The organism is Acidobacteriota bacterium (genome assembly GCA_039028635.1).
Taxonomy (GTDB): domain Bacteria; phylum Acidobacteriota; class Thermoanaerobaculia; order Multivoradales; family JBCCEF01; genus JBCCEF01.
The window spans coordinates 23,589-38,645 of the sequence record JBCCHV010000006.1; the positions used below are offsets into that span (position 1 = coordinate 23,589).

The following is a 15,057-nucleotide window of genomic DNA, read 5'->3' on the forward strand; positions in this document are numbered from 1 at the left end:
GGCCCCGAAAAAAACCTAGCACAGGGGCGCACCAGGAGCCTTCCGGGCTCGACCTGCGATTTCACCCCGCCGGGGGCTATCGGCCGGACCGCTAGCGGGAGCTGGGAGCCGAAGTGATGCGATCCGGTCAAGAATCGGCAAAAAGACGTCAAATCCGAATCGGCCGACTCCTTCGGCCCGCCCCGAGATCGTCACATTGGTGGCAGCACCGGATGCCACCGCCTCCCCGGAAGGTGGGAGGCGGCGGTAATCCGACGATTGCGAAGTTGGAGAGTTGAGCGAGCGGCGCCAGAGCACTGGCCGCCCGCCATCCGACAAGTTCCTAGGGCACCACCGCCGACCAGGCGCTGACGTCTCCAGACTCGAAGCCATCGAAAAAGATCGGCAGCTCGACACGTCGTCCGAACAGATCGAGGCTGTTGATCGCCGTTCCCGTGTCGGTCTCCCAGACCGTGAAACCGCGGCCATCGGTCCCCACGATGGGCCGCGCCACCGCCTGGTCCCCGGCGACCTCTGGGCTCAGCCGCTCGACGGCGCCGCGCAGAATGCCCTCGGCGGTGACGTGGCGTCCGACGATGGTGAGCTCGCCGCTGTCGAGGAAGTCGTCGTGCCAGGCCACCAAGAAGTCACCGCTCGGGCCGCCGGCGGCGCCCGGCAGCTCCGCACTGCCCTGGCCGTCATCGATGCGCAGATCGGACGTCATCGCCGTGCCATCGGCGGCGAACAGGCGCCCGACGACGGCCGAGGGCCCGGGGGTGGGCGGCAACTCTTCCCACACCACCAGGAAGCGGCCGTCCGGCTGCACTACCAGCGCCGGATCGAAGTGGATGCCAGCAGACGTCGCGTTGACCGCAATCTCGCCGCCTTGGAGGGCCCCGGAGGCATCGACCCGCCGTGCCACGATGCTGTCGGGACTGGAATCCTGGTCGTCGCTCTCCCACACCAGCACGAAATTGCCGGCGCCGTCGGAGGCGACGTCGATGTCCTCCTGGTCACCGGTCAAGGTGATGTTGACCAGGAACTGGTCGGCAACCGCCGTGGCGGTGCTGTCGAACAGCCGTGCGGCGACGTTCTCGGCCGGGTTGGCCACCGGGTTGGTCTCCCAAGCGACCAGGAACCCACCATTGAGGCCGGCCGCCACCACCGGATCGTTCTGATCGCCATCGGTCACCTGATTGACCAGAAACTCACCCGTCACCGGAGCGCCGGCGGTGTCGAACAAGCGTCCGTAGACTCCCCGCTGGCTGCCGTCCTGCTGGTCACTGTCCCAGACCACCACCAGCCGGCCATCGCTGAGAAAGGCGACGTCCGGATCGTGCTGATCGTCGTCGGTCTCGACATTGACTCTCATCTGGTCGCCGAGGGCCACCCCATCGGCCCCGAATCGGCGCAGATAAACGTTGTCCGCCGATCCATCCTGATCGGCGCTCTCCCACAACACCGCGAAGACGCCGTCGCTGCTGACGTCGATCGCCGCGAAGTCCTGATTGCCCGCGGTCACCTGGTTGATCGCCACCTGGCCTCCCTGCACCATCACTTGGCCCTGAGCGGGAACCACGGACACCACCAGCAAGAGCAGCAAAATCCTCACAACGCTCAAATCCCTCGACATCCCAATCTCCTTTGGATCCCGCCGAACGAACCTTCCCCTCGGAAGTGGTCAACGCCACCGACCTTTTCGTCGGTCGCGATACCAGGGCCACGGATTTCCGAGTGGAGCGGCGAAAACGTCACCGAGCGGGCTCCGAGAGCAAGTTGACAGCACCCTCCCCCGAGGAGCCAGTAGGACCCGGGCACGGGTCCGAGAACCCATTGTAACCCTTGCAGGTCATCGCGTGCCCGGATCTCTTCGCCGGCAGCGGCCCCGCCGGCGGGCTCTCTCGGCCGATCGCCGCCGTCTCCACGGCGCAATTTCGTTGACAAAAAGGACTAAATGAGTCCAAAATAGGAAAGCCCTTATTGAGACTTCATCTCAATAACCCCTCGATACGCGCAGTCCTCGGAGATCTCCCCATGAAGCTCTGCTCCTTTGTCGCTGGCCTTGCCTCGCTCTTTCTAGTCGTCCCCTCCACCCTCGCCTTCGATCTCGCTTCGGAGGCTGCCGAGGCAGTGCCCAGGGAAGACGTCGAAGAGGTTTCCGAAACCGTCGAAGAGACTTCCGAAGAGGCCGCGGAGAGCTCACCGGAGGTGGTCGAGGACAGCATCGTGGTCACCGGTAGCCTGATCCAGGACGATCTCCAGGACACGCCGGAGAGCGTCGCCGTCTGGCAGTCCGATGCCATTACCGATGCCGCCCTGCGTGAGCTGCAGGACATCTACAACCAAACCGCCAACGTCTACCAGATCGGCAACGGCGAAGGCTTCGGCATTCGCGGCATCAACCACAACAGCGTCGGCACCGGCGGCGGCGGCGAGCTCGGCAGCTACTACATCGACGGGGTGGCCTTCACCGGCTTTTCCAAGCGCTTCGGTCCAATGCACCTGTGGGACGTCGAGCAGGTCGAGATCCTGCGTGGCCCGCAGACCACCAACGTCGGCCGCAACGCCCTCGCCGGGGCGGTGCTGATGCAGACCAAGAGCCCGACCATGACCAACGCCAGCTCCTGGCGTCTCGGCGCGGCGAGCGAGTCGACCTGGGAAGGCGCCGCAGCGGTCAATGCGCAGGTCGGCGACAATTCCGCCGTGCGCTTCACCGCCGAGTATTGGGAGACCGAGGGCTTCGTCTCCAACCCGACGCGTAACGAAGACGATTTCGATGCGCGCGAGAATCTCACGCTGCGCGGCAAGTGGCTCTACCAGCCCCAAGAGCGGGGCGATGGCGTGCAGGCTCTGTTCTCGGTGCAGTACGGCGAGACCAGCCGCGGCAACGACACCATCGATTTCGCCGATCGCGACGCGCGGCAGAACTTCTCGAACCTCGACGACTTCGAGGACAACGAGTCCCTGATGCTCGCCATGGACCTGACCTGGGCCCTCGGCGACACCTGGAGCGTGCGCTCCATCACCTCCTACCTCGACTCCGATTACGACCGCTTCGACGACGATGACCAGTCACCCGGTGGCGGAAACTCCAATCGCGCCCGCACCGCCGTCGACCGCAACTGGGCCGAGGACTTGCGCCTCGAGTACGCCATCGACCGGGTGCGCGGTGTCAGCGGCATCTACTACACCCAGGTGGACCTCGACAACGACACCTCCGGAGAGACCAACCTGCGGCCGATCGAGCTCGGAATCCCGGCCTTTCTCCTGCCCTTGTACCCCAACCCGATCCGGGTCGCGGGCGAGCTCCCGGCCGAGTTCGAGACCACCAATCTCGCCGTCTTCACGCACTGGGACTGGGACGTCAACGAGCGCTGGTCGGCCTTCGCCGGCCTGCGCTGGGACAGCGAGGAACAGGACTCCGAGCAGTTCAGCCGTACCTTCCTGATCAGCACCCTGCCGGATCCCACCGCCCCGGGCCTGCCGCCGCAGCTCGCCGGCGCGATCGCCCAGGTCAACGCCCTGCTGGAGAGCCAGCTCGGCACCTCGGAGATCTCGACCTCCACCGACTACGATGCCTTCTTGCCTGAGGCGGGCATCAGCCATCAGTGGACCGACGACGTCACCTCCAGTCTGTTCTACAAGCGCGGCTACCGCGCCGGCGGCGCCGAGCTCAACCTGGTCGGCCGGCAGAACGAGTTCGATCCCGAGTTCCTCGATCTGGTCGAGCTCTCTCTCCGGGCCAACGTCGGCCGCGCCGTGGTCAATGGCAATCTCTACTTCGGCTCCTGGAACGATCAGCAGGTCAACGTGCAGCAGAGCGCCAGCACCCTCGATTTCATCACCGAGAACGCCGGCGAATCGGAGATCTACGGGGTCGAGCTGGAAACCAACTACCAGGCCGTCGGCCGCTGGAACATCTACGGCGCCCTCGGCTTCGCCCACACCGAGTTCACCGACTTCCAGAGCGCGACGGAAGGAGACCTTTCCGGCAACCGCTTCGCCGGAGCTCCGGAAGTGACCGCCGCCATCGGCGGTAACTTTCGCTTCGGCAAGGGCTGGTTCGTCCACGGCGACGTCAACTACCAGGGCGACGCCTTCGCCACCGTCGACAACGACATCGAGCTCGACGAGCGCACCATTCTCAACTTCCGCCTGGGCTACGAGACGGCGCGCTACTCGCTCATCGGCTATGTCAACAACGTCAGCGACGAGACCTACGCGGTGACCGCCTTCCAGAGCGTCGACGGCCGTGACCTCGGCAAGCTCGGAGCACCGCGGGCCGGTGGCCTGCAGTTCACCGTGCGCTTCTGATCGCGATGATGCCGGCCACCATCTGCGGCGTTTTCGCCGCCTGCCTGGCCCTCGGTGGCACCATGGCGCACCAGGGTAAGGAAAGCCCGCTGGCGAGACACCCGGGCAGGCGTTCGTGGGTGCTCTTCGCGGGCTGGATTCTCCTCGCCCTGTGCTTGGCCGCCTTCATCGCCCAGCAGGGAGGTGAAGTGGGAGCCGCCTACTTCCTCATCTGGGCGGCCCTGGCCGCACTATTCGCCACCGCCTGGCTGAGCCTTTGGCCGCGATCATCGCTGTGGATCGCCGTCCTCTGGCTCACCGCCGGTGCGGTCGCCTGGATCCTCTGAGGAGGAGCGATGACAACGGCTACCCCCTCCCCTCGCAAGACCGTGAAGGCGGCGTCGAAGGGCGCACCGACCAAGGTTCGCTGGCGCGGCCGGATCACCGCCAGCTTGCTCGGTGGTACCCTGCTGTCGTTTGCGATCGCCGTGGCCATCACCATCTACATGCCGGGATTCGATGGCCTCGATCAGGCTTTTCAGGGCGGCCTCGCCTTGGTCCTCATCTGGCCGATGGTGATGCTGTGGATTCTCTTCGCGACCTCCACCGGACGGGCCTGGCTGAGAGCGCTGGTGCCGCTCGTCCTGTTCGTCGCCCTCGACATCGCGGGGCTCTTGCTATGAAGAAGACCATCGGTCCCTTTCGCCTCGACACTCGCCGCTATCGGCTGTTCTACGACATCCATTCTTGGGTCGGGGTCATCGGCGGCCTGATCTTCTTCGTCTGCTGCTTCAGCGGCACCATCGCCCTCTTCGAGCACGACCTCATCTCCTGGGAGAATCCCACTCTCCGGCGCACCCCGGGAGCCGAGTCCCTCGGCACCGATGCGCTGATCGAGCACGCCGAGGAGCACCTCGGTGGTTTCGAGGAGACCGTCTTCGTCGAGCTACCGTCGGAGGCCAATGCCGCCTTCCACGCCCGCACCTTCGGCGAAACCGGAGTGCGCCGGGTCAATCTCGATCCCGCCACCGGCCAGCCGATCGCGACGAAGGAAGACAGCGCCTTCGACTTTCTCACCCATCTCCATACGGACCTGCATTTGCCACGCCCCTGGGGGCGCTACCTCGTCGGCCTCATCGGAATCTTCCTGATGATGGCGTTGATCTCCGGCGCCATGGCCCACCCGAAGGTGTTCAAAGAGCTGTTCCTGTTGCGCTGGCGCCCGAGCCTGCGGATGAGCTTCAGCGACCTCCACAAGCAAGCCGGCGTCTGGGGACTGGTCTTCGGCGGCGTGATGGCCTTCACCGGCGCCGTCATCGGCCTGCTCGGCCTGTTCGCCCCGATCATGGTGCTGAGCGCCTTCGGTGGCGATGTCGGGAAGGCGACGGAAGCGTTCTCCGGACCACCGCGAGAAGCCACCGGAAACCCGGCCATCATGCTCTCCATCGCGGAGCTCGCCGAGACCACGGAAGCGGCCAATCCCGGATTCGAGGCGCACAGCTTCCTGCTCCGCCACTACGGTGACGAGTCGGCGGAGGTCGGGCTCAACCTCGAGCCCACCCCTTACCGCAAGCTGGTGGCCGGTGAAACCCACCGCATCAGCTTGGTGAGCGGCGAGACCTTCCATCGCAGCTCCTTCACCGGCAAGGGTGCCGGCTCCCGTCTGTTCGGCGCCATGCAGCCGGTCCACTACGCCCTTTTCGGAGGCCTCGGCCTGAAGCTGCTCTACTTCATTTCGGGCCTGGTTCTGTCCTTGGGCATCGTCAGCGGCTCGTTGATCTGGCTCGAGAAGCGCCAGCCGTCGCCACGCCAGGTCGGGGCCAAGCCGCGCCATCGTTGGCTCTCCAAGCTGACCCTCGGGGTCTGCGTGGGCCAGGTGGTGGCATCGGCCGCCGCCATCGCCGCCGGCCGTTTCATGGCGGAATCTCTCGAGCCGGTCTTCTGGAGCACCTGGGTGCTCGGCCTCATCGTGGCCTACGTGATTCCCAATGGATTCCTGGTCTGTCGCGCCGGCGGCTTCTTGACCGCCGCCCTTCTCGCCCTCACCGCCGCCGGCGACCTCACCATGTCGCCGCTGCTCACGCCGGAGGTGATCCGCATCGACCTCACCTTCCTGGCCCTCGCCGCCTGCACGCTGGCGATCAGCGTCGTCACCCCGCGGCGCTCGAAGCGCCGCCAGCCGGCCCCGGAGCTGAGCCAGTCCCTGACGCCGTCGGAGTCCCCCAGCTAGCAGGCTGCTGAAAAAGCCGCGTGGCGGCTTCTTCAGCGCCTGCTGTCTATTTCAGGGGCGCCCGGCCAGGGGGGCTAAAAGGCGCCCCCCTCAGGCCTACGCGGCCCGGCTACGCGCATGTCGCGCGCCTTCACCCCAATCCAGGGCGGCCCCGTCCTCGGCGCCCTCGGCGCCGCCTCGCCCGCTGGGCTCGGGGTCCCACGCGGGCCGGAAGTCCTCGAACCTGAACTTTTTCAGCGCTGCTAGCTGTTTTTTCCGAGAGGGGCTGCGCGCCCCTGACTGCGCGTCCCGCTCCGGCCCAAGAAGCGCGGTTCTTGGGCCTCCTCTCCCGTCGCGGCGGCTGAGCCGCCGCCGAGCCCTTCTGGGCTCGGTCGCAGGTTGCCGATGAGTTTTTCAGCAACCTGCTAGCAGGCTGCTGAAGAGCCGCAGACGCGAGTTCAAGGACCGCCGACGGTCGCGTCCCAGCCGCTGGTGTCGCCGGTTTCGAAGCCGTTTTCGAAGATCGTCTCGACGAAGGCCGGTAGGCAGGAGGCAACGCTGTCGAGATAGGCCCGCATGCGCTGCGGCGCCCGCTCGCTGCGCTCGCCGTAGAATCCCGCTCGCCCCAACCACAGGCTGACGTTGCTGGTGCCGCCGGGCTGCAGTGAGCAGTAGCTCATGATGCCCCCACCATCGACCGGCATGCTGACTGGGCCGCTGTAGCAGCCGTCCTGGCTCCCCCAACAGCGATCGATCGGCGGATCGCCCGGCTGCGGACTGTCGTTGTAGCAGTGGGTGTGGGGAGACCCGAAGGTGTGGCCGAGCTCGTGGGAGAAGGTGAACAGATCGAGCACCGCCAGCGGGTTCGAAGGCTCCCACCGGCCGCTGATCTCGCCGGTCACCCCGTAGCCCATCACGGTGTCGCACAGGCTGCCGACGAAGGCGACACCGCCCCCCATCGCCTTGCCGGTGAGGAAGTGGACCAACGAGCGCTCGACCTCGCCACGGTTGGCGAGCCAGTAGTCCCGCACCTCGAAGACCGCCGGCACGACGCTGGTGGCGGTCCAAGGATCGGAGCTCGTGCCGCCGCTGTAGAGGTAGAGATCGCTGATCTGGGGCACGGCGTCGATATCGCGCAAGAAGATCGCCGAAACCGCCGCCACCAAATCCGCCACATAGGCGGAGGCGGCGCTCGCGGACCCCAGGCGGTCGAAGAACTCGGCATCGGTCTCGACGGCGAGATCCGCCGCCGTCGGCCGACCGGCTCCTCGACCCGAGATCGCATTGCCTGGGGCCGCCACCGTCGACACCGAGCTCGAGCCTCGCAAGGGCGCCGGCAGGGCGCTGTTGCCGCAGCTCCAATCGGCAGCGATCGGGCCGACCGCCGCCAGCTCGATGGCGGCCGCACCGCCTCGCGGCGTGGCCAGCAGGAAGAGCTGCTCCTGGGCCGACACCAAACCCCGCCATCGACCCTCGGCGTCGACCGCCAGGAAGGCGAGAGAGTCTTCCTCTCCGGCCACCCGCCCCTGGAAGTGGCGGCGCGCGGTTGGTTTGTGGAGGGTGCGCTCGCCACCGGAACCGATCTCCGTCACCCGCGCCCCCGGCTTCCAGACCTGCATGCGCTCGAGCTGCAACCGCACCGGCACCTCGCCGGCGAAGAGAGACAGCGCAGGGATCACGAGGGTAGAGCTCTCGAACACCTCGGTCAGACTGCGATCGAGCCGCCACGGCACGGTAGCGCCGCGAGGCCCAGTGTCCGGCTGGGCTTGGGGCACCTGGGCTGGGGCGGGAGGGACAACAAGGGCCGTGAGGCTCACCGCCGCGGCGGCGAGAGCAGCGATCGGCGCGCCACCGGCGCCTCGACGAGTCGTCATATCCAGCCTCTCCTGGCTTGCGGCCCCAAGCGGGATTCATCATAGGCTGAATCGACATCCGGCGACCAGCGGAAACGAAAAAGGCCCCGCTCCGCAGAGCAGGGCCTTTTTCAGCAACGGATCCGTTGGATCAGCGCGGACTCAGGCGCACATTGCCGGAACCGGTGTCGACATCGATGCGGGTGTGCTGGTCGCCGCGCTCGGCCCCCACCAGCTCGCGACCGCTCTTGATCAGCTCCGCGTCGCGGTAGCCGATGGTCAGGTTACCGCTGCCCTGGTCGGAGCGAATCTTGAAGGAGGCCTCGGCATCGCCCAGGATGGTGACGTTGCCGGAGCCGGTGTCCGCCACCACCTTGCGGGCCCAGTCGAGGGGACTGTCGACAGTGATGTTGCCGGAACCGGTGTCGAAGTCCATTTCCTCGGCGTCGAAGTCTTCGACCCGGATATTGCCGGAACCGGTGTCGATCATCACGCTGCGCACCCGGCCGCTGCTCACCTGTACATTGCCAGAGCCGGTGTCGACCTCCAGCTCACCCCCGCGGACGGCGGCGATCTCGACATCGCCGGAGCCGGTGTCGATCCCGACATCGCCATCGACGGAGCCGGTCGAAACGTTGCCAGAGCCGGTGTCGACCATCAGGTCACCTTCGAGATCGGCCAGGGTGACGTCGCCGGAGCCAGTGTCGAGGTCGTGGGACGCCTGCAACGACTCGACCTCGATCCCACCGACGAGGTTGCGCATGCCGACATCGGCACCGGACGGCACCTCGATGGTGAGGTGCGCATAGAGCACTGGAGCTCCGGAGGGCTTGCGGGTGACGGTCACCTTCTTCCCCAGGTAATAGGAGCTCGAGCTACCGTACCGGAGGAGCCCCATGCCCTTGCGGGGATAGGAGAACTTCCGGTGCTCGTCGACGGGATAGGAGAGGGCCCACAGGTCGACCCCCTTCTTGGTGCGATACTCGATCCAATCCATGCCTTCGAGAAGCTCCTGGGTCTCGCTGTCCGAGTCCCCCTTGGCGTGGATCTCGGCGGTCACCCGAACCTCGCTCCCGGAGCCTTCGACGATCTCGACGGTCCCGGCGAGATTGGCCAGGCGGACGTCCGCCGGGAAGGTCCGCTCGAGGGTCCGGCTCTCGGTCGCCACCGGGCCGGAGACGCCGGCTTCGATGTCATAGGTGCAGGAAACGTTGAGCATCGCCAGGGCGGCGACGCAGAGCAAGATCCAGCGGGGCGCTTGGCGCAACATGATTCTCTCCTCTCGCGAGTGTCCGTCCATTCCAACCTTCCTAGCCCCTACGGAATCTTCTCCGAGAAAGTTCCAGATTGGCTCTGCCGCCGACCATAGCGCAGGTGCTGAACGCCGTTCGAGTAGCTCTTGCTGGCCTCGAGCAGAAGATCCTCGGAAGTCGCGATCGCCTCGAAGAGGGGCACCCCTCGGCCGAGCAACCGAGGCATCAAAAAGAGCTCGTAGCGGTCGATGCGGCCGAGCCGTCGGAAGGAGGTGGCGAGGGCCGTGCCGCCGACCAGCCAGGCCCGGCGGTGGCCCCCTGCGGCAAGCTCCTCGAGAACCGGCCCGATGGCCCGCGCGGTCACCTCGACGCCGGCGACGTCACTTGCCGGCAGCCGGGACGAGAACACCACGCTAGGTTGTTCATAGGGCCACGCTCCGAAGCCCAAGACCTGCTCATAGGTTCGGCTGCCCATCAACAGCACATCGATGCCGGCGATGAAGCGGCCGTAGCCGTAGTCTTCGTCGGGCCCCTGAAACGGGCTCAGCCAGTCGACGCCGCCATCGGCCGTCGCGATGAAGCCATCGACACTGGCTGCCACGTAGTAGACGACTTCCACGGATCTCCCTTCGGAGTGCAGTTGTTCGACCCAGCCCGACCAAGGCTCGCGACCACCTCGGCCGAGAGCCGATTTCCGACACCAGCGGTCGCGAAAGGCTAAGATAGCGCGGTTGTCTCGATGGCGGGGTCCCTCGGGAGGGGCCGACCGGACCCTGCCAGGAATCGATGTGATGATTGTCGATCGTTCTGTTCCCATCCGCGCCGGACTTTTTGCGGGCGCACTCCCGGCCTCCCGTCTCTCCTTTCTCTAGTCATGGCCCTCGGCAGCAACGGCGGCGCAGCGGCGCGGAACGCCGGCCTGAGCACCTTCTACGGCGTCTTCACGCCGTCGATCCTGACCATTCTCGGCGTCGTCCTGTTCCTCCGCACCGGCTGGGTGGTCGCCAATGTCGGCCTGATGGGGGCTCTGGCGATCGTCCTGCTGGCCCATATCATCACCGTCAGCACGGCCCTCTCGGTCTCGGCCATCGCCACCAACATGCAGGTCGGCGCCGGCGGCGCCTACTTCATGATCTCGCGCTCCCTCGGACTCGAGATCGGCGGCGCCATCGGCATTCCGCTGTTCCTCGCCCAGACCTTTTCGGTCACCCTCTACTCCTTCGGCCTGGCCGAAAGTCTGCGCCTGTTCTGGCCCGAGCTGCCGATGCGACCGGTGGCCGCCGCCACCGTGTTGGTCGTCTCCTTGCTGGCCGGCAAGAGCGCCCATCTCGCCCTCAAGGCGCAGGTGCCGATCATGGTGGCCATCGCCCTCGCCCTGATCTCGCTGTTCATCGGCGCCGCCGGGCGAGTGTCCGAGAGCGTCCCCCTGTGGAGCGGCCTGGACTCGGGAGCGGTGGGTTTCTGGCAGGTGTTCGCGGTGTTCTTCCCGGCAGTGACCGGCCTGATGGCGGGCATCAGCCTTTCCGGGGACCTCGCCAATCCGACGCGCAGCATCGTCCGCGGCACCCTCTACGCCGTCGGTGTCGGATTCGCCGTCTACCTCACCGTCCCCTTCGCCCTCGCCGCCGCGGCGGACCCGCAGAGTCTCGCCGAAGACAACCTCATCTGGTTCAAGCTGGCGGCGGTCCCGGTGCTGATCTTCCCGGGCCTCTTCGGCGCCATCCTGTCGTCGGCCCTCGGCAGCATTCTGGGTGCGCCGCGCACCCTCGACGCGCTGGCCGGCGACCGCGTGGTTCCGGCCATGCCGCCCAAGATCCTCGGCCTACCGATCGGCAAACAGCTTCCCCACCTGCTGTCGACGGCCGTCGCCCTCGCCGCCGTCGGCCTCGGCGGCCTCAACGCCGTCGCCCCGATCCTCACCATGTTCTTCCTCACCACCTACGGCGTCATCAATCTGGTGGCCGGCATCGAGAAGATCAGTCGCTCGCCGTCCTTCCGCCCCACCATCTCGGTGCCGTGGGTGATCTCACTGCTCGGCGCTTTCGGTTGCGTCTGGGTGATGATCCTGATCAATCCGCTGGCCGCCGCCGTCGCCATCGTGGTCGAAACCGCCGTCTACCTGGCCCTGCGCCGCCGCTCCCTCGGCGCTTCCTGGGGGGACCTGCGCTACGGCGCCCTGATGTCCCTGGTGCGCACCACCCTGCTGCGCCTGCGCCGCCTGCCGATGGATCCGCGCAACTGGCGACCCCACATCCTGGTCTTCGCCGACGACGCCCAGCGCCGCCTGGAGCTCATCCGCTTCTCCTCCTGGCTGAATCAAAACCGCGGCATCCTGACCGTCTCGGAGCTCCTCATCGGCGACCTCGAAGAGCTGGCGCCGGCAATCCCCGAGCACAATCAACGCACCAACGAGTTCCTCCACCGACACGGCATCGTGGCCTTCGCCGAGGTCGAGATCGCGCGCGACTTCGAGTCCGGCGCCCTCAACATCTGCCAGGCAAACGGCATCGCCGGCCTGGCGTCCAACACCATCATGTTCGGCTGGAGCGACCAGCTCGAGCGTCTGACCAAGATGCTGCGCATCGCCCGCGGCGCCGCCTCCCTCGGCAAGTCGACGATTCTGTGCCGCATCGCCAAGCGCAAGTGGGCCCGCCGCCAGCGCCGCATCGACATTTGGTGGGGCGGCCTCGAGAACAACGGCGACATGCTGCTGCTGTTCGCCTACCTGGTGTCCCTCAACCGCGAGTGGTCCGGCGTTCAGCTCGCCGTCAAGACGGTGGCCTCGAACCAGATGACCCTCGACCAGACCCAACGCGGCCTCACCGCCCTCATCGAGCGTTGCCGGATCAAGGCCCACACCAAGGTCATCGAGCGCTCCAACGGCGAGACCGTGCGCAGCATCATCGAGCGCGAGTCCTACAACGCCGACGCCGTCTTCCTGGGCTTGAAGACCGTCAAGGCCGGTGAGGAAGAGGCCTACGCGCGCCGCCTGATGGAGCTCGTCGGCGACCTGCCGACGGTGGTTCTGGTGCGCGCCGCCGGGCCCTTCACCGGACAGCTCCTGTAGTCGATCGAGCCACGACGGCAGCGATCACGATCGCGCCGCCAGCCTTCCGAGTCGCGCCCCGGGGCGAGCCGGCCGGCAGCCGATAGAATGCCGGCTCCCGTAGACCCGCACCCACACGAGGAGATCTCCCGATGGTTCCGAGAATCGCTGCTACTGCCGCCATCACCTGCCTGGCGCTGTCGATCACCCTTCCCCTCGGCGCGCAAGACAGTCGTCGACTCGAGCTCGACGATGTCTTCCCGGCGGAGCGTCCTTCCCGCGGCGCGACCAGCATTACCTGGTCTCCGGACGGTCAGACGCTGGCCTTCGTCGAGTCCGACGAGAGCGGCGAAGCCCTCTGGCTGCTCGCCATGGCCGATGGCCAGCGGCAGGCGGCGCTACGGCCCGGCTCCCTGGGCGAAGAGGAGGGGGCGAAGGAGCTCGATCTCGAGGCCTTCCACTGGTCCCCGGACAGCCAGAGCCTGCTCTTCGCGACCGAGGAAGACCTCTTCTGGTGGCAGGTCGGCAGCGCTTCGCCGCGGCGCCTGACGACGCCGGACGGTGCAGTCGAAGATCCCAAGATCTCACCGAACGGCCAGCACGTCGGTTTCGTGCACGACTTCGACCTCTACGTCTTGCCGGTCGCGGCCGGCGCCGAGGCCAAGCGCCTGACCTTCGACGGACGCGAAAACGTCATTCTCAACGGCACCACCGATTGGGTCTACTGGGAAGAGATCTGGGGGCGCGCAGGGACTGGATTCTGGTGGGGGCCGGAGAGTCGTCGCGTCGCCTTCTACCGCTTCGATGAGACCGATGTGCCGACCTACACCCTGCTCGACTCTCAACCGCACTATCCCGAGGTCACGCTGCAGAAGTATCCCAAGGCCGGCGAGACCAATCCCCGGGTGCGGGTCGGCGTGGTCGACGTCGACAGCGGTGAGACCAGCTGGATGCAAACCGGCGAGGACGATCGCGAATACCTGGCGCGGATCTACTGGCGGCCCGACGGCAAGAGCCTCACCATCCGCAAGATGAACCGCGAGCAGAACCATTTTCAGACCCTCGCCTGCGCTCCCGGCGAAGGCACCTGCTCAGAGCTCCACAGCGAGCGCTGGCCGACCTGGATCAACATCGAGAACGACTTCTTCTTTCTCGCCGACGGCGGCTTCCTGCGCGGCTCCGAGGCAAGCGGCCGACGCCACCTCTATCGCCACGACGCCTCCGGCCGTCAGGTGGCGACACTGACCTCCGGCGAATGGGCCGTGGCCGGCGTCGAAACGGTCGACGAAGAGCGCGGCATCGCCGTCGTCTCGGCCTACGGTGAGGGCCCCGTCGGCGCGCAGGAGCGGCGGGTTCTGGCCGTCGCCCTCGATGGCAGCGGCATCACCGAGCTGACCAGCGGCGGCGGTTGGCACAGCGCCCAGGTGGCGCCCTCCGGGGGCCATTGGGTGCACTCCCACAGCACCGCCAACCGGCCGCAGCAGCGACGCGTCTTGAGTCCCGACGGCCAGGTGGTGGCCGACCTTTCGGCCGCCGAGATCCCGCTCGACGCCTCGACCCTGCCAAGCTGGGAGTTCCTCACCATCCCGGGTCCCGAGGGCTCGCGCCTGCCGGCCCGCATGATCCGTCCGCCGGGCACCGACGACACCACCCCGAGGCCGGTGATCATGTACCACTATGGTGGCCCGGCGTCGCAGGTGGTGCGCAACGGCTGGGGGCGGCGCGACCTGTGGCACAAGATGATGGCGAGCCGCGGCTTCGTCGTCTTCAGCGTCGACAACCAGGCGTCGGTCTTCTTCGGCAAGGCCGGTGAGGATCGAGTGCATCGCAATTTCGGGCCGACCAACCTGGCGGCCCAGCTCGCCGCCGTCGACTACCTGCGAGAGCAACCCTGGGTGGATGGCGATCGCATCGGCCTGTGGGGCTGGTCCGGTGGCGGCAGCAACACCCTCTACTGCCTGTTCAACAGCCCTGGAACCTGGAAGGCCGGTGTGGCCGGGGCTCCGGTGACGCGCTGGGACCTCTACGACACCATCTGGACCGAGCGCTACATGGATCACCCGCAGGACAACGGCGACGGCTACGAGCAGTCCTCACCGGTGACCCATGCCGGCAACCTGGAGGACACCCTGTTGGTGATCCACGGCGTCGCCGACGACAACGTCCACCCGCAGAACACGCTGATCTTGAGCCAGGCCCTGATCGCCGCCGACAAGGCCTTCGAACAAGGCATCTACCCGGAGCAGAAGCACGGCTTCCGGGGCCAAGCGGCGCGCCATTTCTACGCCCGCATGACGCAATTCTTCGAGCGCGAGCTGGCGGAGTAGGCCCACGAGAAAGGGCGGCCCGGCACACCCGGACCGCCCGCGGTCTTCAGGCATCGCCCTCGTCGGCTGACGCGCCGAAGGCCCGATCTCCCAGGGC

General features: G+C 66.9%; 10 protein-coding genes. 6 read left to right on the plus strand and 4 right to left on the minus strand.

Annotated features, from left to right (window positions below; all coding sequences use genetic code 11):
* Positions 1 to 322: 322 nt before the first annotated feature.
* Positions 323 to 1,612, minus strand: coding sequence for a hypothetical protein (locus tag AAF604_04015; protein MEM7048796.1), 1,290 nt, complete (start codon positions 1,610 to 1,612; stop codon positions 323 to 325).
* A 401-nt stretch (positions 1,613 to 2,013) separates the two neighbouring features.
* Between AAF604_04015 and AAF604_04020 the strand changes: the two genes are divergently transcribed.
* The 4 genes from AAF604_04020 to AAF604_04035 are packed head-to-tail and all read left to right on the plus strand — an operon-like array spanning position 2,014 to position 6,502.
* Positions 2,014 to 4,293: a TonB-dependent receptor gene (locus tag AAF604_04020; protein ID MEM7048797.1), complete on the plus strand. Its 2,280-nt coding sequence runs from the start codon at positions 2,014 to 2,016 to the stop codon at positions 4,291 to 4,293.
* Positions 4,294 to 4,298: 5 nt separating this feature from the next.
* Positions 4,299 to 4,619, plus strand: a complete 321-nt coding sequence (locus AAF604_04025) for a DUF3325 family protein (protein ID MEM7048798.1) — start codon at positions 4,299 to 4,301, stop codon at positions 4,617 to 4,619.
* Positions 4,620 to 4,628: 9 nt separating this feature from the next.
* Positions 4,629 to 4,955: a hypothetical protein gene (locus AAF604_04030; GenBank protein ID MEM7048799.1), complete on the plus strand. Its 327-nt coding sequence runs from the start codon at positions 4,629 to 4,631 to the stop codon at positions 4,953 to 4,955.
* The gene (locus tag AAF604_04035) at positions 4,952 to 6,502 is read left to right on the plus strand and encodes a PepSY-associated TM helix domain-containing protein (GenBank protein MEM7048800.1); all 1,551 of its coding nucleotides are present in this window, start codon (positions 4,952 to 4,954) and stop codon (positions 6,500 to 6,502) included. Before AAF604_04030 ends, AAF604_04035 begins: the two co-directional genes overlap by 4 nt.
* Positions 6,503 to 6,939: 437 nt before the next feature.
* On the opposite strand, the gene AAF604_04040 is transcribed toward AAF604_04035, so the two are convergent.
* The 3 genes from AAF604_04040 to AAF604_04050 all read right to left on the minus strand — a co-directional run bounded on the left by AAF604_04040 (position 6,940) and on the right by AAF604_04050 (position 10,206).
* A complete protein-coding gene (locus tag AAF604_04040; protein MEM7048801.1) occupies positions 6,940 to 8,355 on the minus strand; it encodes a M12 family metallo-peptidase in 1,416 nt (471 codons plus the stop codon).
* Between the two features lie 130 nt (positions 8,356 to 8,485).
* The gene (locus AAF604_04045) at positions 8,486 to 9,604 is read right to left on the minus strand and encodes a DUF4097 family beta strand repeat-containing protein (protein MEM7048802.1); all 1,119 of its coding nucleotides are present in this window, start codon (positions 9,602 to 9,604) and stop codon (positions 8,486 to 8,488) included.
* A gap of 47 nt (positions 9,605 to 9,651) precedes the next feature.
* Entirely contained in the window at positions 9,652 to 10,206 is a 555-nt protein-coding gene (locus AAF604_04050) for a dihydrofolate reductase family protein (GenBank protein MEM7048803.1), read from the minus strand.
* 255 nt (positions 10,207 to 10,461) lie between these two features.
* Here AAF604_04050 and AAF604_04055 point away from each other — a divergent pair, with 255 nt between their 5' ends.
* The gene (locus AAF604_04055) at positions 10,462 to 12,654 is read left to right on the plus strand and encodes a Na-K-Cl cotransporter (GenBank protein ID MEM7048804.1); all 2,193 of its coding nucleotides are present in this window, start codon (positions 10,462 to 10,464) and stop codon (positions 12,652 to 12,654) included.
* A 131-nt stretch (positions 12,655 to 12,785) separates the two neighbouring features.
* Entirely contained in the window at positions 12,786 to 14,960 is a 2,175-nt protein-coding gene (locus AAF604_04060; GenBank protein ID MEM7048805.1) for a DPP IV N-terminal domain-containing protein, read from the plus strand.
* Positions 14,961 to 15,057 lie beyond the last annotated feature (97 nt).

Excerpts from the sequence above, each read along its gene's own strand:
- AAF604_04015 (MEM7048796.1), bottom strand. The coding sequence starts at position 1,612 with ATGTCGAGGGATTTGAGCGTTGTGAGGATTTTGCTGCTCTTGCTGGTG.
- AAF604_04020 (MEM7048797.1), top strand. The coding sequence starts at position 2,014 with ATGAAGCTCTGCTCCTTTGTCGCTGGCCTTGCCTCGCTCTTTCTAGTC.
- AAF604_04025 (MEM7048798.1), top strand. The coding sequence starts at position 4,299 with ATGATGCCGGCCACCATCTGCGGCGTTTTCGCCGCCTGCCTGGCCCTC.
- AAF604_04030 (MEM7048799.1), top strand. The coding sequence starts at position 4,629 with ATGACAACGGCTACCCCCTCCCCTCGCAAGACCGTGAAGGCGGCGTCG.
- AAF604_04035 (MEM7048800.1), top strand. The coding sequence starts at position 4,952 with ATGAAGAAGACCATCGGTCCCTTTCGCCTCGACACTCGCCGCTATCGG.
- AAF604_04040 (MEM7048801.1), bottom strand. The coding sequence starts at position 8,355 with ATGACGACTCGTCGAGGCGCCGGTGGCGCGCCGATCGCTGCTCTCGCC.
- AAF604_04045 (MEM7048802.1), bottom strand. The coding sequence starts at position 9,604 with ATGTTGCGCCAAGCGCCCCGCTGGATCTTGCTCTGCGTCGCCGCCCTG.
- AAF604_04055 (MEM7048804.1), top strand. The coding sequence starts at position 10,462 with ATGGCCCTCGGCAGCAACGGCGGCGCAGCGGCGCGGAACGCCGGCCTG.
- AAF604_04060 (MEM7048805.1), top strand. The coding sequence starts at position 12,786 with ATGGTTCCGAGAATCGCTGCTACTGCCGCCATCACCTGCCTGGCGCTG.